This window comes from Microbulbifer maximicatervae (SeqCode), from assembly GCF_056231245.1.
In genome coordinates, this window is sequence record NZ_CP174334.1 from 2919223 (window position 1) to 2944261 (window position 25039).

Annotated in this window: 22 protein-coding genes; 7 read left to right on the forward strand and 15 right to left on the reverse strand. The window is 48.5% G+C overall.

Annotated features, from left to right (window positions below; translation table 11 throughout):
- Nucleotides 1-127 precede the first annotated feature (127 nt).
- From ACJJIS_RS12570 to ACJJIS_RS12600, 7 genes are all read right to left on the reverse strand, one after another.
- Complete coding sequence (locus ACJJIS_RS12570) at nt 128-862, reverse strand: hypothetical protein (protein WP_444896833.1); 735 nt, start codon at nt 860-862, stop codon at nt 128-130.
- Nucleotides 855-1370: a DUF2878 domain-containing protein gene (locus ACJJIS_RS12575; protein ID WP_444896832.1), complete on the reverse strand. Its 516-nt coding sequence runs from the start codon at nt 1368-1370 to the stop codon at nt 855-857. Before ACJJIS_RS12575 ends, ACJJIS_RS12570 begins: the two co-directional genes overlap by 8 nt.
- A 137-nt stretch (nt 1371-1507) precedes the next feature.
- Nucleotides 1508-2776, reverse strand: a complete 1269-nt coding sequence (locus ACJJIS_RS12580) for a class I SAM-dependent methyltransferase (protein WP_444905635.1) — start codon at nt 2774-2776, stop codon at nt 1508-1510.
- Nucleotides 2773-3570 (reverse strand): DUF1365 domain-containing protein, encoded by a 798-nt coding sequence (locus ACJJIS_RS12585; protein ID WP_445358589.1) that lies wholly within the window; start codon nt 3568-3570, stop codon nt 2773-2775. Before ACJJIS_RS12585 ends, ACJJIS_RS12580 begins: the two co-directional genes overlap by 4 nt.
- Before the next feature lie 13 nt (nt 3571-3583).
- A complete protein-coding gene (locus ACJJIS_RS12590; RefSeq protein WP_475708259.1) occupies nt 3584-4834 on the reverse strand; it encodes an NAD(P)/FAD-dependent oxidoreductase in 1251 nt (416 codons plus the stop codon).
- Entirely contained in the window at nt 4834-5613 is a 780-nt protein-coding gene (locus tag ACJJIS_RS12595) for an SDR family NAD(P)-dependent oxidoreductase (RefSeq protein ID WP_444912749.1), read from the reverse strand. Before ACJJIS_RS12595 ends, ACJJIS_RS12590 begins: the two co-directional genes overlap by 1 nt.
- Complete coding sequence (locus tag ACJJIS_RS12600; RefSeq protein ID WP_413665319.1) at nt 5614-6042, reverse strand: nuclear transport factor 2 family protein; 429 nt, start codon at nt 6040-6042, stop codon at nt 5614-5616. It lies immediately after the preceding gene.
- A gap of 254 nt (nt 6043-6296) precedes the next feature.
- Here ACJJIS_RS12600 and ACJJIS_RS12605 point away from each other — a divergent pair, with 254 nt between their 5' ends.
- Both ACJJIS_RS12605 and ACJJIS_RS12610 read left to right on the forward strand, forming a co-directional pair.
- Nucleotides 6297-6911, forward strand: a complete 615-nt coding sequence (locus ACJJIS_RS12605) for a sigma-70 family RNA polymerase sigma factor (RefSeq protein ID WP_413665318.1) — start codon at nt 6297-6299, stop codon at nt 6909-6911.
- Between the two features lie 7 nt (nt 6912-6918).
- The gene (locus ACJJIS_RS12610) at nt 6919-7590 is read left to right on the forward strand and encodes a ChrR family anti-sigma-E factor (protein ID WP_475708260.1); all 672 of its coding nucleotides are present in this window, start codon (nt 6919-6921) and stop codon (nt 7588-7590) included.
- 24 nt (nt 7591-7614) lie between these two features.
- Here the strand turns inward: ACJJIS_RS12610 and ACJJIS_RS12615 are convergent, their stop codons facing one another.
- Nucleotides 7615-11127 (reverse strand): indolepyruvate ferredoxin oxidoreductase family protein, encoded by a 3513-nt coding sequence (locus ACJJIS_RS12615; protein ID WP_475708261.1) that lies wholly within the window; start codon nt 11125-11127, stop codon nt 7615-7617.
- 645 nt (nt 11128-11772) lie between these two features.
- Here ACJJIS_RS12615 and ACJJIS_RS12620 point away from each other — a divergent pair.
- The gene (locus ACJJIS_RS12620) at nt 11773-12261 is read left to right on the forward strand and encodes an Lrp/AsnC family transcriptional regulator (protein WP_413665315.1); all 489 of its coding nucleotides are present in this window, start codon (nt 11773-11775) and stop codon (nt 12259-12261) included.
- Nucleotides 12262-12400: 139 nt separating this feature from the next.
- On the opposite strand, the gene ACJJIS_RS12625 is transcribed toward ACJJIS_RS12620, so the two are convergent.
- The gene (locus tag ACJJIS_RS12625) at nt 12401-13192 is read right to left on the reverse strand and encodes a nucleotidyltransferase domain-containing protein (protein WP_475708262.1); all 792 of its coding nucleotides are present in this window, start codon (nt 13190-13192) and stop codon (nt 12401-12403) included.
- 205 nt (nt 13193-13397) lie between these two features.
- Between ACJJIS_RS12625 and ACJJIS_RS12630 the strand changes: the two genes are divergently transcribed.
- The gene (locus tag ACJJIS_RS12630; RefSeq protein WP_475708263.1) at nt 13398-14246 is read left to right on the forward strand and encodes an alpha/beta fold hydrolase; all 849 of its coding nucleotides are present in this window, start codon (nt 13398-13400) and stop codon (nt 14244-14246) included.
- 154 nt (nt 14247-14400) lie between these two features.
- Here ACJJIS_RS12630 and ACJJIS_RS12635 read toward each other — a convergent pair whose 3' ends face one another.
- Nucleotides 14401-15984 (reverse strand): D-arabinono-1,4-lactone oxidase, encoded by a 1584-nt coding sequence (locus ACJJIS_RS12635; protein WP_475708264.1) that lies wholly within the window; start codon nt 15982-15984, stop codon nt 14401-14403.
- 118 nt (nt 15985-16102) lie between these two features.
- Entirely contained in the window at nt 16103-17971 is a 1869-nt protein-coding gene (locus ACJJIS_RS12640) for a carotenoid oxygenase family protein (RefSeq protein WP_475708265.1), read from the reverse strand.
- Between the two features lie 570 nt (nt 17972-18541).
- Here ACJJIS_RS12640 and ACJJIS_RS12645 point away from each other — a divergent pair.
- A complete protein-coding gene (locus tag ACJJIS_RS12645; protein ID WP_413665310.1) occupies nt 18542-18922 on the forward strand; it encodes a VOC family protein in 381 nt (126 codons plus the stop codon).
- Between the two features lie 65 nt (nt 18923-18987).
- On the opposite strand, the gene ACJJIS_RS12650 is transcribed toward ACJJIS_RS12645, so the two are convergent.
- Nucleotides 18988-19758 carry a hypothetical protein gene (locus ACJJIS_RS12650; protein ID WP_444932836.1) on the reverse strand — a complete coding sequence of 257 codons (771 nt, stop codon included), beginning with the start codon at nt 19756-19758 and terminating at the stop codon, nt 18988-18990.
- A gap of 135 nt (nt 19759-19893) precedes the next feature.
- Nucleotides 19894-21294, reverse strand: a complete 1401-nt coding sequence (locus ACJJIS_RS12655; RefSeq protein WP_475708266.1) for an aminotransferase-like domain-containing protein — start codon at nt 21292-21294, stop codon at nt 19894-19896.
- Between the two features lie 119 nt (nt 21295-21413).
- On the opposite strand from ACJJIS_RS12655, the gene ACJJIS_RS12660 reads away from it, so the two are divergent.
- Nucleotides 21414-22325 (forward strand): EamA family transporter, encoded by a 912-nt coding sequence (locus tag ACJJIS_RS12660; protein WP_475708267.1) that lies wholly within the window; start codon nt 21414-21416, stop codon nt 22323-22325.
- Here the strand turns inward: ACJJIS_RS12660 and ACJJIS_RS12665 are convergent.
- Nucleotides 22256-23116 carry a LysR family transcriptional regulator gene (locus ACJJIS_RS12665; RefSeq protein ID WP_444932833.1) on the reverse strand — a complete coding sequence of 287 codons (861 nt, stop codon included), beginning with the start codon at nt 23114-23116 and terminating at the stop codon, nt 22256-22258. The genes ACJJIS_RS12660 and ACJJIS_RS12665 overlap by 70 nt on opposite strands.
- 135 nt (nt 23117-23251) lie before the next feature.
- On the opposite strand from ACJJIS_RS12665, the gene ACJJIS_RS12670 reads away from it, so the two are divergent.
- On the forward strand, nt 23252-24337 hold the full coding sequence (locus ACJJIS_RS12670; protein ID WP_475708268.1) for an NAD(P)/FAD-dependent oxidoreductase: 1086 nt from the start codon (nt 23252-23254) through the stop codon (nt 24335-24337).
- A 125-nt stretch (nt 24338-24462) separates the two neighbouring features.
- Here the strand turns inward: ACJJIS_RS12670 and ACJJIS_RS12675 are convergent, their stop codons facing one another.
- Nucleotides 24463-24912, reverse strand: a complete 450-nt coding sequence (locus ACJJIS_RS12675) for a phosphate-starvation-inducible PsiE family protein (RefSeq protein ID WP_413665304.1) — start codon at nt 24910-24912, stop codon at nt 24463-24465.
- Between the last annotated feature and the right edge of the window lie 127 nt (nt 24913-25039).

Consider the following 25039-nt stretch of genomic DNA (forward strand, 5'->3'; position numbering starts at 1 on the left):
TCTTCTTTAGGTTTAGCTGCTGGTAGAACTTGGCGCCAGTCCGGCGCCTAAAAATGAATGACCCGCTGGGCAACAAATTCAACAGGCGTAAATAGTGTTGTAGCTATTAGTGGAGGGCGCCTTTTTTCTATGGATCTGCAGGCTGGGTTCCTATAGGCAGAATTGAATATTGGTAAAACACTTCTAATTCTTGAGATTTCGCTTGTGGATCGAGGATATTTACTATGCCCTTAAAACTCTTTAATCGCCGACTCTCCGTATCGTAAGTGAGATTTAAGTCCTCTACGAAAAGGCGGATAAGAGGTTGGGCAATATCTACTCGTATACAAGTATTTTCGCCTGCCGCTTGATTACAGGATACTGCCTTAGCGCGCAGCTTTATCGATCGACCATGCAGTGGCGAAGCAAAATTGAATTTAAGAGTTTTTCCTGAGGACAATAAGTCCCAGTGGTCACGCACATAAGTATCAAAGCCTGCATCAACTACATCAACACTTCGTGCCTCTCGCAAACTTACTTTCCAGGCTTCGCCCTCGTTGGCTCTATAGCGCATCATCCACTGGCCGTCATCCCAAAGGACTTCACGGACTTCACCGTGCCTCCGATCTATTTGAGTGACACTAGGTAAGGCACTGCGACCAGCTGCGGGGCCATTTCGCTCTCGAAGGGTTTTCTCTGCTATTAAATCACCCTGGGGTGCATAGTAGAAAACAGTTATTTCGCCATTATCTTGCGAAGTATAATATTCACAGTACTGTAACTGTTGATTATCCGGATCATAGGCCAGACCTTTTACCAGGAAAGGCCCTTCATAGTGACAGTTAGTTCCGGCAATAGCCGACATCGCAATAAATTCAAGCATTGCTCACCTCTTTTTGACAAATCTCTCTTGCCAAATAGGCAAACAACGGCAGGATGCAGGCCCAAATTACACTTAATGTTCCCAGGGATTGCCACAGGGGCCTGTGCAATTCCACAGTGCCATTTAGGAATGCACCGGTAAAGTAACTAAATGGTCCGAAAAAACCACCCAGGATTACCGCCAACCATAGATTTTTCTGTAAGAAAACCAAACTGTATCGCAAGGTCATGGCAAAGTTCAACCACAGGCAGATCAGCCATAAGGGAGGCCAGGAGGAGCCACTATCATTTCGCATCACCCCCAAATGAAACAAGATAGAGTCTATAGACACACCAAAGATAAACACCCCCGCTAACCAAAGCGGTTCCCTGGGCAAATTGGCGATATAGCGCAGATGTATAAAAAGGTTCAACAGAGTAAAGGGAACCACCAACCACACCTTGGCCACTATGACGCACAGTGGCCAGGCGATATCGAAAAGTAAGGCATTAGCGACAAAACGCCACATGCAGGAGAGCCTCTGGTTGATTCCGTAATATCCTTGGGTTGCAAACTCTTAAAAAGTTTAAACAGTCTCCTGAAATCACGCCTTGATCCTGAGCCATTCTGAAAGGCAAACACTTCACAAGATTAACTTGAGAGAGTTTAGAAACTGCCCAAAAACCGAGGTTTGGCGAACACAAATTGGGCGGTACCAATCACTCGTTGCAAAAATCCCCCTTCGCAATAGCATAAATAGAATTCCCACATACGGATAAAGCGCTCATCAAAACCTAACTCGCGCACTTTGGAAATTCGCTCAAGAAATGCTTTGCGCCAGTCACTTAATGTGCGGGCGTAATGGGCGGTGATGTCTTCAAGTCCAACAATCTGCATATCTGTTGAATTGGCAATATGGTCCGCGATAACCTGATTAGATGGCAGGCAGCCACCGGGGAAAATATATCGCTGAATGAAGTCGACCTCTTTACGATACTCGTGGTAGCGCTGGTCGCGAATGGTGATTGCCTGCATCACCATCAGGCCATCTTCTTTGAGTAATTCGCTACAACCGGCGAAGAAGGTCTTGTGAAATTCGTGACCTACCGCCTCCACCATTTCAATCGATACAATTTTATCGTACTTACCTTTCAGGTCCCGATAGTCTTGTAATAGCAGGGTCACCTGCTCCTCTAACCCTTCGTGCTTCACCCATTGGCGGGCATAGTCATATTGCTCTTGGGAGATAGTAGTGGTTGTTACTTTACAGCCATAGTACTTGGCAGCATGAATGGCCATACCACCCCACCCAGTACCAATCTCAAGGAGGTGATCGGAGGGTTTTAACTTTAGCTTTCGGCAGATCAGTTCCAGTTTGTGATTAGAGGCTTCAAACAGAGTTGCATTTTCAGACGGGTAGACCGCAGATGAATACAGCATGGTCCTGTCTAAAAATAACCGGAAAAATTCATTGCCCAGGTCATAGTGTGCAGAAATATTCTTGCGTGAGCCATTGCGATTATTCGCATTTAATTGATGTAACCAGCGCAGGCCTAATCGAGGTAAATAGCTCCAACGACTATCGATGCCTTCCACCAATTCCATGTTGTCCACCATCAGGCGAATCAGGTCCACGGTATTGGTTGAGGTCCAGGCGCCCTGCATAAAGGCTTCTCCAGAACCAATGGTTCCGTTTAATAGCACCTGTATATAACTGGATGGATCATGTACGCAAATATGTGCCGAGATCTCTGCTTCTTCTGGTCTCTGGCCAAAGTGGTAACACTGCTCCCCCTCTTCGATTAGCAAGTGGCCACGATCAATACCCTTGAGTTTTTCCAACACCAGCTTGCGCGCCAGGCGAACGAGCCAGGACTGTGCCGATACTTCTGATTTTGACGACGAAGCCTGATCAACTTCCTGAACTGCTCTCATAGTTGTTTATCTCCTGCCTGAACCTCGGCGTCATCGCGAGGGTGCGAAAATACCGGGATACGCTTGACCCATAATTTCAGTGCCTGCCAATAAATGGCGGCTATAACTTTTACGGTCATCAAAGGGTACTGGATCAATATTGAATTAAGCGATCGGCCGCTAATTTCACAGCGCTGTAAACTCAGGGTTGCATCAAACATTGGGCGAGTGCCATCTTCTGTATCCTCGGCACTCGCATCAAAATTTTGCAGGTAAGCTGTCAGCTTTTCTCCAGGTTTTGTCCCCCTCCATCGATACCCTTGGGCCATGGGCATAAAAGGCGAGACATGAAATGTTTTTGCGAAGGTCGCTTTTTGCAACTTGGTATTATTACGGCAATCCAAAACATAGCTGTGACGCTCTTTCCAGGGTGTGTTGTGTACATCCAGGAGCAGCCAATCCACATTCTGGCCCTCAGCATCGAAACAATAGTAAACACTGAGTGGATTCATGTTGTAGCCAAAGTAACGCCAATTGGCCAGCAAACGAATAGGTCCCGCAGGCTGCTCTCCCGCTTCCTCCTCCACCCGCTGTCGAACTGCCTCATCAAGACTGAGGGATTCATCGCCAAAAAAATCACTGCGACAAAATCTCGCAGGTGCTCGCCGCTGGGAGGACCAAAGAGGTGAGAGCTGACAAATGGCTTCCACCTCTGCCAGATCGACGTACATCATAAAAACCTGGTAGCGAAACTGATGAGCTCTGGGCGCGAAGCGCCGGTGTTCCACCCAACCGGTATAAATCGCACTTTCCATGATACCGGCCTCCTTACCAGTCAACACCCAACCCCCGAGCCACTCGCAGCGCACTCGTTACGCCATCTTCATGAAATCCATTTGCCCAATAAGCGCCACAGAACCAGGTGCGGTTAACGCCATTAATACTATCCCACTGCTGTTGCGCTCGTGTTCCGGCCACAGAGAACTGGGGATGGGAGTATTCAAAACGACCGAGCACAGACTTGGGATCGATACGCTCTTCGGCATTCAGAGTGACACAATACGTTTTCTCTGTATTCAATCCCTGAAGTATATTCATGTTGTATGTCAAAACAGGCAGTGCATCCTGTTCACTGCGCAATTGGTAATTCCAACTCGACCAACTGCGACGGTGACGGGGTAGTAAGGTGCTGTCTGTATGCAGGACCACGGCATTTTTTGCATAGGGTATAGCCCCCAGGATTTTTTGCTCACTGCCGCTGGGGTCGGTCAAACATTGAAGGGCCTGATCGGAGTGGCAAGCGAAAACAACGGCATCAAACTCCAAATTTTCCCCTGCTGCGGTGCGAACATTCACACCTTCCCTGCAGCGCTGCACCGCCTCAATGGGCGTAGATAAGCGAATTTTATCTGCGAAAGATTGTATTAACGGATCAATATATTCACGCGACCCGCCCTTGATCACTCGCCACTGCGGGCGACGCACCAAGTTGAGCAAGCCGTGATTGACAAAGAAGCGGACAAAGAAACTGACAGAAAACTCCAGCATTTGCGCCACACTGGCAGACCAGATAGCCGAGCCCATAGGTACCAAATAGCGATTGGCGAATTCCGCGGAGTAACCGTTCGCAGGTAGATACTCACCCAGGGTCAATGTCTCGCCCAGCCTCCCCTCCTGCCAGTCGCGGAGGGCATTACGATTAAAGCGCACAATGTCCCAGAGCATACGCCAGTGCCCAGCGCTGACGATGTTCGAGCGCTGTGCAAACAGGCTGTTGAGATTGTTACCCGCATATTCAAACCCCTCCTGATCGCAGCGCACACTAAAGCCCATGGAGGTGGGTTGGGATTGAACTCCCAGCTCTTTAAGCAAGCGAATAAAATTCGGATAGGTCCAGTCGTTGTAAACAATAAAGCCGGTATCCACTGCTAACCGGCGTTCCCCCTCGTCAATATCAACCGTAGCGGTATGCCCTCCCAGGCGCGCCTGTGCTTCAAACAGGGTGACATCGTACTTTCGATTCAATAGATAAGCGGCAGTAAGACCGGCAATGCCGCTGCCAACAATAGCGATTCGCATCAATTCTTCCTTAGAGTGCGGATTCTTGTCATTTTGGGTACGCAAAAACGGAACCAGATTGAGCTGAAAAAACCCAGAAACCGCAGAGGCCAGCTGAGCCGTTTGGGGAAATCAACTGTGCTCCCAACGCCACAGAGCCCGCGTTCAATGCGCTCGGCAGCTTGCTCTGGAGTCATTAAAAAGGGCATATCAAAATCATTGCGCTGGGTAAGGCGGGTATCGACAAACCCCGGGCGAATTTGAACTACTCGAAGTGGAGTGAGGCTGGTATCGGCGCGCACCGACTCTAAAAAATAGGCCACCGCCGCTTTGGAGCTGCCATACGCTTCGGCGCGGGGAAAAGGCACCACTGACGAGAGACTACCGAGCGCGGCAAAAACCGGAGTCCGGCTTGCGGCTAACAGTGGCTGCGCGCATTTCAAGGTATTCACCAAGGCAAAGAAGTTGCCATCAAAAACCCGCCGGTACATGGTGATATCCAATTGAAGGTCGTCGTCATATTCACAGGTACCAGCGCAAGCAATCACCATATCCAGGTGATCTGTGAAGTCCGCTAATCGCCGAGCAACTCCCGGCATTACCGCATCATCACTAAGGTCACAGTCCAATACCCTGAGGCGACTGGGGGCTATGTTCTGTAACTCCGTCAGCGCATCCAGCCTGCGACCGCTGGCAATCACAAAATTATTCTGCTCCACCAGGCGCAATGTGAGCGCGCGTCCAATACCCGAACTAGCACCTGTGATCCAGATGGTTTTATCGCGAATCCCCTGGGACACTTAGTTGCGCTCCATTCGCGACTTGATAAAACCAATGCAGGAGCCCAATACCGGCACCTGCTCATAGACCATGGCACCCATATCGTAAAAGTCCTCGTGGTAGTGAATCTTATCGGTGTAACGCAACAGGCTACAGCCACGAAGTTGTAATGGGCGTCCACCTTTGAGTGATTGGTGTCGGTAGTGCATGGTCCACGAAAGGCAGGCGCTGCCCTCGCCCACCACCGGCAGATCATCAAATTGGAAGCGGCACTGGGTAAGCCCCCTGCTCATTCCCGCAAAGTAACTCTTTAAAGCAGGCAATCCCTCTATCCGATGCAACGGGTCACAAAAAATGACATCGTCGCTATATAGTGATCCAAGGCTGCCAGTTTCCTGCATCAGGAAGTCTTTGTAGTACTCCTCTAGCTCCTCAATCAACGCGCTCATCATCGGATTCCTTACTGTTCAAGCTGCAGATAAATACGCCACACCCCATCGGTTGGATCACCGCTTAATAAAAGGTAGGCCAGGGAGATCCAGTTATGCCCCCTCTGCGTAAGTAGTTATCAGACAACTTGGAAGTCTCCCCCTGAGAGTCTGTTGCAGAGTGTGGTACACGGATGTACCACAACAGGTCTCAACACTAATTTCCACACATGCTTGATTGCGTGAGTATCGACAACGACAGAAAGACCGTTAACATGGCGCATAGCCCCCAAGCAAAAAGTGAAATACGCCCGGTGAAACTGCCACAAAGAGAGGACCAGGACTGGAGTGCCCTGCTGACGCGAGTCGGTGCGGAGCGTGATCGCCAGTCCTTTGAGCAGCTCTTTCACCACTTTGCCCCACTAATTAAGGGTTTCCATCACAGCCGCACCACTCAGGCAATTAGCGCTGAAGCCGCCGATGAGCTAGTTCAGGAAACCCTGTTTAAAGTCTGGCGCAAGGCCCCCAGCTTCGATGCCAGTAAGGCTTCTGCCAGCACCTGGATATTCACCATTATGCGCAACACTCGTATCGACATGTTGCGCCGCAACGGGCGTCATCAAAACGCCGAGATTATTGAAGCCATGGATGTTTGGGATGAAACCCCCGAACACCAACCGTTGATATTTCTACAGAGAAGACGCAACGAAAAGGAAGTTGCGGAAGGCCTACACAGCCTGCCAGCAGAACAGAGCCACGTCTTGGAAAAGGCGTATATGGAGGGAAAATCCCACAGTGAGATATCCAAGGAGCTGGAATTACCATTGGGCACGGTAAAGTCCCGCGTGCGACTGGCCCTAAAGAAGTTACAAGCGAGGTTGGCCAAGTAGGTTTAGTATGATTCGCCACCACCCCGATAAAAATTTACTCCTTGAATACGCTTCCGGCAGCCTGCCCAAAGGCGCCAGCCTGGTCGTTTCCGCCCATATACAAATGTGTGCCGAGTGTCGCGCTCAATATCAAACCATGAACACCCTGGGTGGCTCCATTCTGGAGTCCTGTGCACCACAGGCCGTAAACGATGAGGCTTTCCAACGCCTGATGGGACGTATTGATCAGGCAGCTGAATCGGAGCAACAAGTATCTCCCGAAAGATCCAAATCCACAGAGCCCATGCTGGCGGATGCACCGCCAGTCGTGCACAAGCTGCTGGAAAAAAATCCCCCGATCAAATGGAAAACTATAGCGCCCGCCCTAAAAATGTGTCGACTAAAAACCGGGCAGGATCAATATGAAGTGAGCTTTCATCGCCTGAGTTGTGGCGGCAAAGTTGCAGAGCACGATCACCGGGGCTACGAACTCACCCTGGTTTTGTACGGCAGCTTCTCTGATAGCGATGGTGTTTATAGTCCAGGGGACTTTCTGTTGCGGGAACCCGGCGACGTGCACCGCCCGACGGTCACAGAAGATCAAGAGTGCCTGTGCTTCTCTGCAGTACAGGCACCGGTGGCGATTACCGGCGTCAGCGGCTGGTTGCTAAACCGCCTTATCCCGTTTCGTCCGGGCTGACACCGATTAAAAGAGCTGCGGCGTCTAGGACGCCGCCAGAGAAGTCGGCTCTTGCTCCCCGTCCACAAATACTGCAGAAAGCTCATCCCAACGATCGCTGACCGCCGCGAATTTTTCCTCGCGCACATGGCCATAGCCACGCACTTGAAGGGGGATTTCGAGCAGCTCTTGTGCCTCTGACAGGTTTTCGCCGGACAGATGCGCGGCCACGCTATCAACTGCTTTAGCCACCTGTTGGGCCCAGCGCCGTTCAGCGCGGCGCTCCTGGGTGTAACCAAAGACATCCAGTGCAGTACCGCGAAGAACTTTACCCTTAGCCAACAGCGGCATCAGCTTGCCCATCCAGGGGCCAAACTGCATTTTGCGCACGCGACCACTGCTATCGGGGCGAGCAAGAAGCGGCGGCGCCATATGGAATTTCAGGGTGTAGTCGCCGCTGAATGTCTCACGTAGCTGTCGCTTGAAATCTTCACCGGTGTAGAGGCGCGCCACTTCGTACTCATCTTTATAAGCCATCGCTTTATAAAGGCTGCGCGCACCCATACGGGTAAGATCGCCCCGAGCAGCTGGCAGTGAGGATTCTGCTTTGCGCAGCGCCTCTATATGGCGAAGGAACTCTGCCGCATAGGCCGGGCTTTGATAATCGCGAAGCTCTGCTGCCAATCGCTCCAGCAACTGCTCCACCGACTCCTCAGGCTCCACCAATTTCACCGGCTTGGCCGGCACTGCCAATTGCTCGATCGCTTTAGGGTTTTCCGCCAGCAAACGGCCCGCGCGGAAAGCGCGCAGGTTGTTCTCTACTGCCACACCATTTAGCTCAATGGCCCGTTCCAAGGCCGCTTCACCGATTGGCAGCAGTCCTTTCTGGCAGGCAAAACCCATAATCATCAAGTTACTGGCTACGGTATCGCCAAACAGTGCCTGGGCATATTTATTCGCATCAAAGGCAAAATATTCCGCACACAGAGACTCAATACTCTGTTGGGTCGCATCGGCGGGGAATGCCAGCTCGTTGTCGCGAACAAAGGCCGCTACCGGTACTTCAGCAGTATTTACCAGGGCACGCATTTCGCCGGTGGCAAATTTGGTTCGCTGGCCAGCGGCGGTGACCATATCGCAGCCCAGTAACAACTGCGCCGCGCCATCGCGAATACGAGCGGTGGTAATCGCCTCGGGGTTTTCTCCCACTTTCACATGAGCCACTACGGCGCCATTTTTTTGTGAGAGTCCGGTAAAGTACAAAGTTGTACTGCCCTTCTCTTCCAGGTGCGCCGCCATACCCAGCAGTGCCGCCACGGTAAGTACACCACTGCCACCAATGCCGGCCACCAAAATACTGAGTGGCTGGGCCAGAGTCGCGACCGGCGCAGAAGGTAATCCGGCAATAGCCACGTCCAAGGCATCCGCCAGGGACTGCACCGGGGGCTTTTTCAGTTCTCCCCCTTCCACAGTGACAAAGCTCGGGCAGAAACCATCGGCACAGCGCATATCCTTGTTGCAGCTGGACTGATTGATCTGACGCTTACGCCCCAACGGGGTTTCCAGCGGCTCCACGGCAATACAGCTGGACTGAACACTGCAATCGCCACAGCCTTCGCAGACCCGGTGGTTGATCAACAGTCGCTGGGATGGATCGACCATCTGTTTTTTCTTGCGGCGGCGGCGTTTCTCGGCCGCACAGACCTGCTCATAAATAATCGCCGTCACACCGGCAGTTTCCCGCAGGCGACGCTGCACGGCGTCCAGCTCAGAGCGGGGAAGAGCTTCTACGGCAGTGGGCAGTTGGCTGCGGTGTTCACGCCAGTGGTCGGGGTTCTCGGTCAAAAGAATAACCGTACCAACCCCCTCGGCCAGCAACTGTGCAGCCAGGGAGGGAGCATTAACTTCGCCATCGGCGGGTTGGCCACCGGTCATGGCCACCGCATCGTTCAGAAGAATTTTGTAGGTGATATTCACCTGGCTCGCCACGGCCTGGCGAATGGCCAATAGCCCGGAGTGGTTGTAGGTTCCATCGCCCATATTCTGGAAAATATGCTCGGCGCTGGAGAAACGGTGCAGTCCTACCCATTGGGCGCCCTCGCCTCCCATATGGGAATAGGTATCGGTGCGCAGACCTTTACCCAAAGCCATAATATGACAGCCAATACCGGCACTCCCCAAACTGCCTTCTGGCAATTTGGTAGAAGTGTTATGAGGACAACCTGCACAGAAAATGGGTTCACGAGCCAACAAGCCCTGAGCCTTTGCAGCGACATTGCCCCCCAGTTTTTCTGCCAGGGGAATCAGCTGTGCCGCCAGTTCAGTATCCGCCAGCCAGCGGGCAATGGCCTTGGCCACCTGATCCGGGCCAAAGCCCCACACTGCCGGCAACAGATCCTTGCCATCCAGGTCTTTCTTACCGACTACCTTCGGACGATAACTATCTTCCCAACCGTAGAGCAGGTTTTTCAGCTGATCCTCCACCAGGGGACGCTTCTCCTCGACTACTAGCAAGCGCTCCATGCCCTTGGCGAACTCGCTGATGCCCCTAGGCTCCAGCGGCCAGGACATCGCCACTTTATAGATGGAGATGCCGGCTGAGTTCAGATCTGACTCTGATAAGTTGAGCAGTTTCAAGGCCTCAAGCAAATCACCGTGGGCCTTACCCACCGTTACAATGCCGAAGCGTTTTCGCTCCGCACTGTGGGTGGTTTTATCCAGGCGGTTGGCATAGGCGAATGCCTTGGCTGCAGGCAAACGCTCCTCCAGCATACGGCGCTCATATTCAAGGCGCTCCGCAGGCCAATTCAGGTGGGGATCGTAGTTCAGGCCGTGTGGCGGGATTGGGAAGTCAGCTGGAATTGTAAACTGGGGCAACTCCGGCACAATCAAGGAAGCACCGGCCTCTACAGTTTCAGTAATTGCCTTAAAGCCCACCCACAAGCCCGAAAAACGGGATAAGGCAATGCCCGCGAGGCCCAGGGTCAGGTACTCATCAATGGAGGACGGAAATATCAGCGGCATCATTACCGACTCAAAAATCTGGTCGGTATTGTGGGAAAACATGGAGGATTCTGCTGTGTGGTCATCCCCACACAACGCCAAAACACCACCTAGTTTTGAGGTACCCTGAATATTGGCTTGGCGGAAAACATCTGCGGTGCGATCTACACCGTGGCCCTTGCCATACCAAATAGAAAAGACGCCATCTTTCGTTGCCTGGTGGCGATAGTGATCCAGCAACTGGGTACCCCAAATATTGGTCGCCCCCAGGTCTTCATTAATGCCCGGTTCAAAATGGATTTCCCGCTCGGCCAATAGCTTCTTGTGCCGCCACAGGGCCTGGTCGTAACCGCCCAATGGGGAACCGCGATAACCGGAAACAAAGCCAGCTGTATTGAGGCCCGCCAGCTCATCCATGCGCTTTTGCATTAAGGGCAAACGAACCAGGGCGTCAATTCCAGTCAGGAATACACGGCCAGATTCACGGGTAAAAGCCGCTTTCAGCGAATACTCGCTATCAAAGCCCAATTCCTGATCGCCTTCGACCATTGCCATGGGTACCACCTATTTTATCTTTATTGCTTTATTGCTTTCATCACTCCAGTTCTCGACGCCAGTAACATGTCGCGAAAATATTCGCGGCATCTCCCGAGTTACAGCAGAACAGACCAGAGCTGTTTAATAGCGCTAAAATTAACACTGCCCGGCAGAGCAGGTCATACCAAAATTGGCCCAACTCAGGCATAATGCCGCCATAACTCGCTAAAGATGACCAGCTACTGGCAACAAATCACTCAAAATGAAGTATTTTGGGGGATACAACGGAAAGGACATGCCCTCTTATGGTGCTCGCCTATGGCCTTCACACCCTGTGTGACTAAATAAGCGCCAAAGGTTCAGCTTTTTGAGAGGTATAGCCTGGAACTGATCAGGGGATATCAGTTTCCGCCCGTTTACAGCTAACCAGTATCAACCGGTTGGGCAACGTACCCATTAGCGGGAAATTAATAAAAAACGAGAAGGTCTCACAAAAGATGCGCAGTATAGGAAGCTACTGCCATAACAAACCAAAAAAAACCATGTACGCAATGCACACAATTTACCGGAGAACGCTGGGAAGCAAAGGTTCACTGGCAGGTTGATGATTAGCAGCCGGCGATACCGGCGTACGTTCAGAGAGATGAGATACGGAATATAACCATGGCCTATTTACTGGATGCCATCGACAAAAAAATTCTGGAAATCCTTCAACAGGATGCCACCATTCCAAATATTGAGCTTGCAGAAAAAGTCTGCCTCTCACCCTCCCCCTGTTCACGGCGGGTTAAAAACCTAAACGAGCAAGGGTTTATAAAACGCGCAGTTACCCTGCTTGAACCGGAAAAGGTTGGGTTGCCGGTAAGTGTATTTATCCAGGTTACTCTTAACCACCAAGTGAAAAAAGAGTTACAGGACTTCGAATCAGTTATCGGCCAATGGCCGGAAGTGATGGAGTGCTACCTGATGACCGGTGATTTCGACTACCTGCTGCGAGTTGTTGTACCCAATTTGCAGGCTTACCAGGAATTCCTGGATAAAAAACTCACTGAACTCCCAGGCATCGATCATATTAAAAGCAGCTTCTCTTTAAAGCAGGTACGTTACCGCACTGAGTTGCCCCTGGATCAGTTGTTGGAAAACCAAAGCTGAGCCTTTTTTGACGCCTGCATTCTTGCGGGCGTCTATACAGCTTTGAGTTTATTCACTGGAAAGTACTACAAGTCACTCAGCGCTTTTTGGGCTGTCTACTCGCGTGTTAAGTGACGCCCTATCCGCCTGATTTAAAAGACTATACACCAACCACTTTACGAAAAAGCCTGTCAAACTCTGGAAGATCCAATTTTGGCCTTTCCTCTATAGAATTGGCACCAGATCTATCCATATTTTCCTGTATCCAGCCATCCAGTTTGCCATCAACGGCTATCAAATCGCCCTCTTCAAGCTCCTTCTTTTTCACAATCAAACTGGAAAGAATATCCAGAAGCCACTCACTTCCTGAGGAAGGCAACAACTCGTTATACATATGACTAAAGTCCACAGGAGGAATTTTTGTAAACTCTTTTATATACAGAGCATTAAGCAGTGAACGCAGAACATAAAGTAACTTCTTGACCTTAATCTCTTTAAAGCCTCGATCATCCTCGCGAATAAACCTGGAATAATTATTAAATCCCATGCTGACATAGTGATGAGCTAATGCTCGCGGCTGCCAACATTTTAAAGCCAAATCCTGCAATGACTTCAAAACATCTTCATTTCTAAAATAGACCTTTGGCGAAAATAGCCACTCAATTAAAGTGGGGTTACTTGCCCTCATTAAAGTTAAAGTCTTCTTGATATCCCAGCCGACCAAGTCCAGTTCATCGCCAAGTTTCTTATCAAATGGAACCTCAACAACATCTCTGGGAGTACCTATAGTGAGATATTGCTGAATATTACGCTTGTAGATAAACCTTACATCCCAGTCACTATCAGGGGATTCAAATCCCCATGCGCGGCTTCCTGACTCACAGGCATAGATAATTTCAATATCTCGCTCTACTTCCAGTGATTTCAGACGGTCCTTTATCAACGATTCCATATACATCCACCTGCTACGTCAAAACAAATCAACTATACCCGAAAAACTCGTTGATTACCTTTAGGAGACCTATCGGTTTACTCTCATAAGAGAGCCATTAGGGCAGCTGTCTCTCTCTCCTAACAACTGAACTAGAAAATGTTAAGCATAAAGCTCCTATAGACTATGATAAGCGCTAAAAAGTGGCTCCCAGGAAGCTAGCCCCATGGACGGAAATCCAAAAGACTCTATCACTGTAAACAACCACTCTATCTCTTATTTCCAGGAGGGACAGGGAGAACCCATTGTTTTTGTACATGGCGCACTGGCCGATGCTCGTATGTGGCAAGAACACTGCAAAATTCTATCAAATGAATTTAGAGCGATTTCATTCACCCAAAGGCATTTCGGTAACCCGGGTAATCCTTCAGAAGGCCCCTTTGGAATTGATACCCATGCAGCAGACCTGGTAGGGCTGGTTGAGGCACTAGATATAGGCCCTGCCCACCTAGTAGGATGGTCCTATGGTGCCGATGTAAGCTTAAATGCTGCCATAAAGGCACCTAAATTAATCAAAAGTCTGTACCTTTATGAGCCTGGATATCCGGGATACATTGAAAGCAATAACATGGAAGAGTATCGCCAAGATGCTGAATCTATGTTTGCAGAAATTTTCAAAACAACAGCTGAAGGTGAGCTGGATACTGCCGTTAAGCTACTAATCGACGGCTCTGGGAATCAAGCAGGCTACTTCTCTCAGCAACCCCTTAAATATCGTGTACAGCAGCTGGATAATGCCTACACCCTACCTCTACAGCTTAATCAAACTGAACAACCCGCACTGAACCCAAGTAGTCTTTCAGGCATATCTATTCCAGTTTCCGTGGCCTACGGCAGCAATACTCGCCAGCTATTTAGAACTGTATCGCTTGCGGCAGGTACATTGATTCAAGATACTCATCCACAAGAGGTAAGCTCAGCAAATCATATGCTGCCTCTGGAAGGTCCTGCACGCTTCTGCCAACTTGTGAGAGAGCGCATTACTAATTGCTGTGACCAGCAACCTGTAACTTAATAATAAAGGGCAGGGAAAGAACACCGATAAGGCATGAATACCGATTGTAGGCTTAGTCCCTCGAGTATTCTTTCCCGCTCAGCAGTTAAAAGCCTCTTATTGCTATTCACTACCAATTAAAAGTAGGGGGTGGAAATATCCCCCCCAAAGTGCTCTAGTCAGCTTTACAAATCCTTGCGTCTGAATACCAAACCCCCGCCTGACAGCTAGCACCCTCCTCACAGTGTTCATCTGTTTGACAATAGCACTGACCATCGGGATTGCAGCCAGGAGTTAAATAGTTTTCCAAAGGATCAGCTCCACTTACCCGATTCCAAAAGGGATTGGAAAATATATTGTTTGGGTCCAACTCTTCTTTAACATCCATAAACTGAGACCACTTGGGGAATCGCTCAGCCATGTCCTCAAAAATAGCGACTGAATTCTTACCCCAGTGAGGCCTGGCTCCATACTTCCGGAGGGACATTTGCTCAATTTCCAAATTGACAAAGTAGTTCTTTGGCACAGCTTCACCTCGTTGACGAAGGGTATATTCAATCCCTACAAACGCTGTGTCACGGCCTGCTGTCATCCCTAAATAGCTATCGGAAGCCTTGCCAAAACGGAAATAAATACCATTCAGCGGAAAACAGGTTTTTTCACTATTTGCAATAATCTGGCGGACATCCGCAATCCAGTTGGGCAATTCTTCAAATGGAATCGCGACTTCCTGAAGTGCAATTGGAAGGTTATCCCAGACACATTTGTCTGGCTCTTTACATACGAAATGTTGCATCAAGTCCGCGTGTCCAGTGGGCTTAATAAACTTCTTCAAGCCTGAATCAACATCCCTGAAATAGGAACTGGAGCGAGCAGTATGGCGAAGAGAAGCTGCAAAACACTGCAATGCGGCACTATCGGCTTCATGAAGGCTATCAAATATCAGTCCAAATAAATATTCGGAGAAGTCCGATACATCTGCCTGGGCATTGTAGGCATTACCCTTAGTCGACAAAGGTACCTTGTTGTAAGTTGTTACGGTATAGCGCCCTAATCCCGGGAACCAGGCAACATTTGCTGAATGATTATTTCGAGCCAAATCAAGAACAACCTCCTCCAGCTCATCATCGCTGTGATACCCCTTTACTTTTGCTTGTACCTTATAGCCAGGTTCAACCTCTATGGTCACCTCAACAACTACGCCTAAAACACCTAGGTTTACCCTGGCGGCATTGAGCATCTCACCACTGATTACCCGTAAGTCCCCATTGCCATCAACCAACTTCAATTCGGTGACATAATCAGAGATCATGCTGCTTTTTTGTGTAAAAGTTGAACCGTGAGTACCGCTTCCCAGCATACCGCCTATCGTGAATATGGCCAGCTCTGTCACCATCGGCACACTTAGTTCATACTCTCGAAGATAGGCGGTCAAATCCCGGAATCTCATACCGGCCTGAACAGTAACCAACAGGTTATCTTTGTCCAGGCTAACGACCTGATCCATATTTTCCAGAGTGATTTGCACCTCTCCATTTCCTGCACAGGCCGCATCAATCTGACTATTGAATCTGCGACTCCCGGTCATCACTTTACGGCCTTGATCCGCTGCATCACGTACTATCTGCTGAACCTCATCAATACTGGTCGGATCATGGATAACACCAGGGAAACAATCCTGAGTATCCTGGTAGTTTTTTAATACCTCAGGCACTTCAATTGGCGGCGGTAGCTGTTCTGCAACACTTGTAGCAGCCATGAAAACGCCTGCTACACAAAGAGCTTTTTTACACCACCTCAATAAATGTTTGGATTTGGTTATTATTTCTGCACACATACCTAAATTCCCTTTATTTCATTAACTTAGACTGGATAAATCAACCAAAACGGGGAAGTAGCTCCCCATCGATGATGTCCCGAACATTACTGCTGTGATCAGGCGCCTTACTGCGAAGAAAATCAGCGTAATTTGACCGGTAGGCCGATAAAGGGCGACGACCAATGGATGGCACCCACAGTGCATGATTCGTGGTTGCAAATTCCAGTGATCGGTTAGCTAGGATACAAATTGACCCACCGCTGAGACGTGCCGCATCAAAAATCCAAAACTCTTTACCATTGGAATCGGATGTCGTTGGATATTTGCGTACAACTGCTGCAATCACATAACCGTCGTTCTGGGCCGTGGAGCCCGGGCGGGCCATAAATTGCGGTGTACGCATTACGCAATCTTCTGGGAACTGAAAGGCATCCGCAATTTTCATATTGACGCAGTCCATATGAATCAAGGCAGAGGGACGACTTTCTTCAGGCATATTCCAATAGCCGTAGTGGCGCTCAGGATAATCGCGATATGCCCAGGAAACCCGCATAGATATATGGTCAGGCCTGTAACCCACAGCAGCCCAATAAAGGTGCTCAAAGGTTTCAGGGAACTGGAAGTGCCCACGGTAAGCCGGATCATTCATATCCCAGGAAAGCGCATCATCCCGAATAACCCGGTAATCTTCTTTTATCTCAATAGCTGAATTTGAGTTAACTCGAATCCGGGCACGTACCAAACCTCCAACATCCAGCGGTGCTGCAGGGTATCCGGACAACCACTTGGGTACCAAACCTCCCTTCTGCAGGATTTCAAAGCGGAATAACTGCTCAGATTTATCCATTGCCCCCATATATTGGCCATACAGGGTAATCTCACCCGCATTGTCATCGTAGTTGCAGACAATGTCCGAAGTATCAAAGCCGAGCTCCAGGTAATCTGCGATAATAGTATCAGCACCCGGCACCATATCGGCCTTCCGAATAACCCAACACCGGGTCCGGTGTTCTTGAGGCAGAACAATTCGTGTTCCAATAATTCGGGTAGATTCAACTCTCGCTGCAGTTTCAAAGACAATGATATGATTTCGCGTTACTCCAAGAGAGTGTGAGCTTGCAGCAATATAGGCGTTGTTACCCTGGCGATCCCGAATTTTCCAACTTTCAAATGCACCCTCTCGATCCCAGCGAATTAATCGAATAAATCCTGAGCTACCAGAATCACCAATATTTCCACCATAGTTGATGGTGATACAGTTACCTGTTTCCAGATCAAAGAAAGGGTGACCGGTGGTCCGAACCTGGGGAAATAGCCACTTTTCTGGGGTTAGATTTTCAAGCAGCGGAGGTAAGCTCGACTTCCATTCATTCACTTCTCCAATAGGGGTTACCATCTCTAGAGTTGTAGCATCAAACTCATAGGGCATACCCCCTTCATAACTCATTGCAAAACGGTTATCTCCCATATAGTTGGGGGCCGTATTGCAGTAGTTCATAAATCCCAGATTCGGGCTTGAGTATATTGTCCCACCTAACAAATTGAATTTATCAAAGCCTGTTAAATCCTGCTCCTGCATTATCGCAGACGCGGTACGTATCATTTTTCGGGTATAGGGAACTTCACTGTTATTGCTCCGCCCAGTAAAGTCGAGCCGGGTCAAAGCTCCCTTTCCATTAGGTGTAAGATGGTTGGACGCCAGTGGAATACCCTCAGCCATAAGAAGATGGCCAATAACATCATCGGGTAAGATTCCCTGTATTACACTGAGCACTCCGGAGGAATCTGATAGATCACCAACCATTATTGACTCTGGGAAACTAGAGCCATCCAAAGCATTACTTGTTCCAGCCTTAGCTGATGCCACTCCCATAAGCGGTGATGCAGACATTACACCTGCAGCCTTTAATAGATCTCGACGCTTCATTTTTTATCCCTAAAAAATACGGCCGACAGCTTAACCTGACCATAAAATTAAATTTTTTAATGAAATAATTGGCGCAATTTACACCCAAAGTAAACCTTTAAGCGAAAACCATTTATTATTTTTTATCAAATCAAACCTCCAGAATTTTAACCCCTTAAAATTCACACTATCAACCTATATACCACAATAAAAATAAACCAAACCAGAAAATACAATCTATCAAGCAGAACAAAAAACAAACACCAGTCAGTCAAACAAAAAAATATCGATAAGAAATCCGATATCACCCGAATTAGCCACCACATTATTATCAACAACAGAATTTAAAATAAATATTAATGATCATTGAATCGCACAATATTTAATATATCTGTGAGGCATCTCATATATAAACCGCAATAGATAGAAAGCTGCACCAGTCCACACACCCTGAGAGGTACAGCCTGGAGGTAACGGATATACGAACAATTCTATCAGGCAATGAGTGAATGATTATTCATTGATGTTTAATAGTATTGGTATACAATCTTTCACGCACAACTACCCTAAAATTAATTTAAGGTGACATCAATGTTTAGTCATATTATGGTCGGGGCCAACGATATCGAGGAATCAAAGGTATTTTACGATTCCACTTTCGGAATATTGGGTTACAAACCCGGCACTATTGATGATCGTGGCCGCTGCTTCTATTTTAATGACAACGGTATTTTTGCCATCACCAAACCCATCAATGGGGAGCCCGCAAGCCATGGCAACGGCAGCACTATTGGCTTTACAGTAAACAGTTCTGAAGAGGTTGATGCCTGGCATGCTGCAGGTATTGCCAACGGTGGTACCAGCTGCGAAGAGCCCCCAGGCGTACGGGATAGCGCCGTAGGCCCAATCTACCTCGCCTACTTACGAGACCCTGCTGGCAATAAGCTCTGCGCACTGTATAGAGCAAGCTAATTAGGGTTCGCAATCAGGAGCCTCCCCTTACAGGGAGGCGCTGTATAAGTGGACTAATAGTGTAATCAGTCCCAGCGGTTGAAAATAACGTGCATGCCGTGATGATCGTCACTCACGAATACGAAATAGCCGGCGCCAGTATGTGCAGTTGCGCACACCTTCGTCCCCTGGGAAGTCTCAGAACACTGCATTTTATAGGCTTCGATTCCCGAAGTGTCGTATTCACACTGACTGTATTGGCTTTCAAGAGTTTGCACCAAGTCTCGGCTGCCCCTTGCCAATACATAGCGGTAATCACCAAAGTAGCGATAGCTGTAGGTGTCCAAGTAATATGCTTGAGAGTCACCGCCGCCTTCCAGAAGCTCGCTATAGCAGAGTTCAGGTCTGGCCATCCACAGGGTTTCCTGATCATTCGAAGAATGTATTCCTGGCCAATTCTGTTGATCATGCTGAGAGAGTACTACGTTGGTTGAATCAACATAGTCTTTCACAATGACGTAATCACCTTCATCACTTTCTATTCTGCAAACCGGCGCACCGCCAATAAAATTATCACACTGAACCATATCCAGGCTGACTTGAGTTGTCTCCCCGGCACAGTCTTCTGCAAAGCTTTCAGCCCAGTATTGCACAGCCTTAACTGCATACTCTCGAGAGTCTTCTATTTCATAATAGAAGTCTGAAAAGATGCGATAAACCTCGCGATCATTAGTATTGCTTGCAGAAGCTGCTACAGAACACTGACTAAACTTAGGCAGTTCAAAAGTCTGTTCTGCTTGAGCGGGAACCGCACCGGCAATAGCAATCGCTGCTGTAAAAGTGGCAAGAGTTTTCATTAGATGTCCTCCGTGAACAATCATCCTAAAAGGGACGCGGATTCTAGCAGAGGAAAAAAAACTATCAAAAGCAGTGTAACGATATGAAAGTTCAGGTACCTTCTTCCAAGGTTGTGAATATCTGAATAATATTAATTATCGGCATGAGTGAGTTAACTCGATAAAACGTTCCAGCTGAAATCCGGCCTCAGTCTTCCCTCCATCTTTACTTTCAAGCGGCCAACCACAATTCACCCGCACACAATCACCGTAGAGATCAAGCGTGCTGAAATCTGCACCGCCCAACAAGGCTATATTTTCTTCGGAAGCCATACGGCAAAGACTCCAGCTGTCCAACCCTGGGATCTGCAACCAAATCACCATTCCTCCATGGGGGTCACTGATACGCGATTCATCGGGCAAGGATGAACTTAAGTAGTTGCGATAGGATGCGACCTGGAAGGAAAGTTTTTGCCTGAGCCCCTGCAGATGACGGGAGTATTGGTTGGTACCGATGAAATCAGCTACCGCTAATTGGACGGGCAAGTTCACACCGAAACTTTCGGTAAATCGATAGCGTTCATATTGTTTTCGATACCTTCCTGGTAAGCACCACCCCAGTCGATAGCCTGCGCTCAGTGTCTTGGAGATAGAGCCACACCAAAGCACATACCCGCTCCGGTCCCAGTAGCGCACGGGCATGGGCAGACTTCTTTGAAATCCGAGTTCCAAATACACATCATCCTCGACAATTGGAACCCGATATTTACCAGCCAGTGCGGCCAGGTTCTCTTTCTGCTCCGAGCTCAGGGACACACCCGTAGGATTCATATGACTGCTGCTAAAAAGACCCGCTTGGACCAATCCCTGCTGCATATAGCGCTCTAGCTGTGCGAGGTCTAAGCCGTTTTCAACAGTCGGTATCTCAACGACTTTTCGTCCCATCAACGCCAACAGATTAAGAAGACCGTTGTAACAAGGAGAACTGATCGCAACCGCATCACCGGGCTTAGTCGTAATGGCAATCGCCGTGCGGACGGCATCCATACAACCATTCGTCACTACTAATTCATTGGCAGAGAAATGCAAATCATAGCTGGCAAAGTGTGCACTAAGCGCACTGCGCAAAAGCGGCTCCCCAGAGGAAACCGGATAGCCATGCATCCTGGCGCCAGCCTCTCGGGTTGCCCGCCGCATACTGCGCTCCAGGGAATCTAACGGCAATAGCTCTGGGGATAAAGACGCAACACCCAATGGCCCTGTTCCCAACCCACGGAAATAGCAATCGTGATTTACTGGATCTGTTGTTCGGCAGGTGAATGCGGGCATTATGGGAGGCGGGTTACTGCTGGGAGGAACTGAGGCAAAGAATCCAGATTGCGGTCGAACCTTCGCCCAGCCGAGTTCCTCCAACAAGTAGTAGGTGCTTTGGGCTGTTGTCAGGCTCACTTCGTTTTGTGCAGCGAACCGCCTGAGGGACGGTAGTTTATGACCGCTTGGTATTCTCCCTGACTGAATATCCTCTATACAGCGTTCGGCAAGCTCTTTATACCGCACCTATCCCCTCTCCGATTCCGTCTCCGCCCAAACTGTATACCTATTTTATACAAAAATTGCATCTGTATACCTTTTTTCATTTCTTGGATAGTTAGCCCCGAGACAAATTGGAGGGGCTGATGCGGTACTCGGATTTATTACTTGGTGTGCTACTAATGGCAATGTGGGGATTCAACTTCATTGTTATTCAGATGGGAACGGAAGATCTGGACCCACTCCTTCTGGTGGCTTTACGCTTTTCTTTGGCAGCCTTTCCGGCAGTGCTTTTCGTTTCCAGGCCGACAGTCAGCTGGAAGTACGTTCTGGCCTACAGCCTGACTTTTGGCTGTGGGGTTTGGGGGATGGCCACCTGGGCAATTTCTAGCGGACTCTCTGCGGGAATGGCCTCACTTCTTTTGCAAGTAAATGTTGCGATTAGCTTACTATTCGGCTGGGTATTCCTGAAAGAAAAGATTATCCCGCAGAAAGCTCTTGGGGCTCTACTTGCCTTGGGAGGGCTGTTGCTAAGTTTGATGGTTGAAGATGGCACTGTGCCCCTTATCAGTATTGCACTTATCCTAATAGCGGCTACCAGCTGGAGCATCAGTGGGCTCATTGTAAAGGCCAGTGGCACACAGCAAGTGTTTAGCTTTATTGTCTGGGGGCTATTTTTTGCACCGTTACCACTGTTCGCTGCTACCTATATTAAAAATGGCGCGGAAATATTTTATGAAATTCAAAACAGCCTTAATGGAAAGTTGATTTTCTCCATATTGTTTCAGGCCTACCCAACCACTCTGCTGGGATACTGGTTCTGGAACCGGTTAATCGTTAAGTACCCGCTGTCTACTGTTGCGCCTTTAGGTTTACTCTGCCCCGTTTTTGGACTCTTTTTCAGTTGGTTATTAACTGGCGAATCGATTGGTTCAGAAAAGTTAATGGCCGCTATTATGATTTTCTCTGGGCTGGCGCTTGGTATTGTTCATTTTCGCCAGAGCTTTAAGATGCTAAGAAACTCACGGATTTTTGGCATGTTAAACATATCGCGATGAACAAGTATCCAAGTTGAGACTTGCCAGCTTTCAGGCGTAGGAATCTCAATAATATCTTCAAATTTTTTAGCCAGGATTCTCGGCATGGCGCCAATACCGCAGCCTGAAAGCACTGCCGGGTTAAGAATTTGCTGACTGGAAGCAGTCAGCACAATATTTTGATCGGGAATATGATTATAAATCCATTCATTCCAGTCAAAGTGTAACGGGCGATCACCTAGAGCCAAAAACCTGTGCTCTTGAAGATTACTTTTATCGGGAAGCCCATACTCTTCAATATAGGATTTGTGAGCATAGAAAACGAACTCTGTAGTGAAAAATGGCAGCACGATATTATCGGGTGTCGTTGGTTTCTCACCGACACGAATTGCAATATCAGCTTCACCGTACTCCAGGTTAAAATTGCGCAGGTCCCCGATTAAATTGACAAGCATACCTGGGTGCTGGGCCTGGTACTGCCTAATGAGCGGCATCAACAGGTCTACCAATTCGCCGACAGAGGTGATGGTGAGGTTGCCTTGCAAATTCTGCTCTTTGCTTTGCAACCGCGAGGACAACTGAGAAAAATGGCTGTCCGTGACCGCTCCCAGTCGCATAACCTCCAGCCCCGCCTCCGTTGGAATATAGCCTTTGTCATTGCGCTGAAATAGTACAACCCCAAGGCTCTCCTCCAATACATTAATATGGCGCATCACGGTGGACCTGTGGATACCAATCTCCTGGGCCGTTGCACTCAGAGTGCCAAGCTTGGCCAGCTTGTAAGCGGTCCTTAACTCAGTCCATTTATCCATTATTTACCTCAAGCCCCCCATGCTCAGCATGTGCAAATATGCACATCAGAGTCTCATAATCACACATTAACAGCATATTCGCTACACCATAAAATGGATTCAAATGACCTGTACACCCTCTAATGGTTGAAAAATATGGTAATTGAAGCGGAAGTATTGATAGTAGGCGGTGGTTTCGCCGGTGTGTCTGTCGCACAAGCACTGGAAAGAAATGGCGTCCATACCATTCTGGTAGACAAAAAAGATTATTTCGAAGTCACTTTTGCCACCTTGCGCAATGTAACCGATCCATCCAGCACCGGGAATCAAGCGCGCAAGTACTACAGGGACTTTTTCTATGGCCGCTTCATTCAGGGGGATGTAATGGAAATGTCTGCGAAATCAGCGCGTTTGGCAGATGGAACAGAGTTACATTTCAACAGTGCCATACTCGCTTCCGGCACCCGATATCCGAGTATGCCAATGGCCAAATCCCTTTGCGCAATGGATATTCAATCCAGAAACCAAGAACTGTTGAACGAGCATCAGCGACTGAAACAAGCAAGGAAAGTCATGGTGATAGGTGGAGGGGTCGTTGGTGTCGAATTGGCAGGAGAGATCGCACACGCTATGCCGAGAACTCAAGTAATTCTGGCACACAATAAAGAGGTCTTATTGGACAACTTCAAGCCTAAAGCACAAATCAAAGCCCAGAGACAATTAGAGAATTTAGGTGTAGAAATTCAGTTTAACAGCCGCTACCAATATCAGAATGGCTGCTATATCGATCTCAACAGCGGCCAAGCCAGCGATGCAGACCTGGTTTTTGAAGCGACTGGTGTGCTACCCAACAATGATTACCTTAAACCGCACTTAGCGCATATCCTTAATGAGCGGGGATTTGTGAAAGTCGATAACAGACTTCAAGTTATTGACGAACCTAGCTTGTATGCACTCGGAGACATTGCAGATATTGGTGAGGCCAAACTGGGCTACCTCGCCTCTCAGCAAGGTGAATACCTGGCAAAGGCCATCGCCAGAAATAGAAAAGGAAAAAGTACCAAAAGCTATAAACGAAACCCACTAATGGCACTAGTTCCCATTGGCCAGAAGCAAGGATTAGTACAGTTACCTTTCGCAGTAACAACCTGCAACCACCTCGTTCGGTTGAAGCAGAAAGACCTATTCATTAATAAGGTTTATCGTGGATTTGGCACTCAGCCAAATACCCGGCTCTCTTAGTTCGGGCTAACTATTGTAAGTAGCTATTAATGCAGTTAACGATATGATTCTATTTTAGCCAACTGTATAAATACAAAAAATAAAATCATAAAGTGAGCATTATCAAGGACAAAAACTCACAAGTACTAACCAGGTTTATTACTTTTTTCCCTCACCAGCCAGTAGGAAACTCCCAGGGCGATAGTCACCAGGGCAATACCGACTATTTGCTCCGCGTTAACAAATTTTAAGTCGAGCACAATAACCTTCCGAGCTACAGCCATTAAGGCTGTAGCCAATACCAATTGCACCGGTATCACATTTGTACCCAGGTAGAGTCGGATATTAGTGAAAATTTCAATGGCAATAAGAACTGCGAGAAAGGCCCCAAAAGTCTCGAGGATATCTTCCATATCCAGCAATAGGAATGGCGTCTCCATTAGCCTTTCATAAAGTACATAGACGACATCCGCAATGGTCCAGAATATGACCAACACCATAAGAATGGCGAGAAATTTAACGGCATATTTTATTGCTCGATGTAATTGGTTGATCAGGGGATCAGCATGATCCTCATGTATCTCGTCATATTTCATGGGCTTCGCTCTGCCGATTGATACCGCACATTGCTTGAGTTCGACTATAGGCGAAATCCCCGTATTCAGCCGAGAGAGCTTCCTTTAGTGAGCGAGTAGTAAGAGGAATCCCGGCAGCATATTCACC

Coding starts and splice junctions, on each gene's coding strand:
- ACJJIS_RS12570 (WP_444896833.1), bottom strand. CDS start 862: ATGCTTGAATTTATTGCGATGTCGGCTATTGCCGGAACTAACTGTCAC.
- ACJJIS_RS12575 (WP_444896832.1), bottom strand. CDS start 1,370: ATGTGGCGTTTTGTCGCTAATGCCTTACTTTTCGATATCGCCTGGCCA.
- ACJJIS_RS12580 (WP_444905635.1), bottom strand. CDS start 2,776: ATGAGAGCAGTTCAGGAAGTTGATCAGGCTTCGTCGTCAAAATCAGAA.
- ACJJIS_RS12585 (WP_445358589.1), bottom strand. CDS start 3,570: ATGGAAAGTGCGATTTATACCGGTTGGGTGGAACACCGGCGCTTCGCG.
- ACJJIS_RS12590 (WP_475708259.1), bottom strand. CDS start 4,834: ATGCGAATCGCTATTGTTGGCAGCGGCATTGCCGGTCTTACTGCCGCT.
- ACJJIS_RS12600 (WP_413665319.1), bottom strand. CDS start 6,042: ATGAGCGCGTTGATTGAGGAGCTAGAGGAGTACTACAAAGACTTCCTG.
- ACJJIS_RS12605 (WP_413665318.1), top strand. CDS start 6,297: ATGGCGCATAGCCCCCAAGCAAAAAGTGAAATACGCCCGGTGAAACTG.
- ACJJIS_RS12610 (WP_475708260.1), top strand. CDS start 6,919: ATGATTCGCCACCACCCCGATAAAAATTTACTCCTTGAATACGCTTCC.
- ACJJIS_RS12615 (WP_475708261.1), bottom strand. CDS start 11,127: ATGGCAATGGTCGAAGGCGATCAGGAATTGGGCTTTGATAGCGAGTAT.
- ACJJIS_RS12620 (WP_413665315.1), top strand. CDS start 11,773: ATGGCCTATTTACTGGATGCCATCGACAAAAAAATTCTGGAAATCCTT.
- ACJJIS_RS12625 (WP_475708262.1), bottom strand. CDS start 13,192: ATGGAATCGTTGATAAAGGACCGTCTGAAATCACTGGAAGTAGAGCGA.
- ACJJIS_RS12630 (WP_475708263.1), top strand. CDS start 13,398: ATGGACGGAAATCCAAAAGACTCTATCACTGTAAACAACCACTCTATC.
- ACJJIS_RS12635 (WP_475708264.1), bottom strand. CDS start 15,984: ATGGCTGCTACAAGTGTTGCAGAACAGCTACCGCCGCCAATTGAAGTG.
- ACJJIS_RS12640 (WP_475708265.1), bottom strand. CDS start 17,971: ATGAAGCGTCGAGATCTATTAAAGGCTGCAGGTGTAATGTCTGCATCA.
- ACJJIS_RS12645 (WP_413665310.1), top strand. CDS start 18,542: ATGTTTAGTCATATTATGGTCGGGGCCAACGATATCGAGGAATCAAAG.
- ACJJIS_RS12650 (WP_444932836.1), bottom strand. CDS start 19,758: ATGAAAACTCTTGCCACTTTTACAGCAGCGATTGCTATTGCCGGTGCG.
- ACJJIS_RS12660 (WP_475708267.1), top strand. CDS start 21,414: ATGCGGTACTCGGATTTATTACTTGGTGTGCTACTAATGGCAATGTGG.
- ACJJIS_RS12665 (WP_444932833.1), bottom strand. CDS start 23,116: ATGGATAAATGGACTGAGTTAAGGACCGCTTACAAGCTGGCCAAGCTT.
- ACJJIS_RS12670 (WP_475708268.1), top strand. CDS start 23,252: ATGGTAATTGAAGCGGAAGTATTGATAGTAGGCGGTGGTTTCGCCGGT.
- ACJJIS_RS12675 (WP_413665304.1), bottom strand. CDS start 24,912: ATGAAATATGACGAGATACATGAGGATCATGCTGATCCCCTGATCAAC.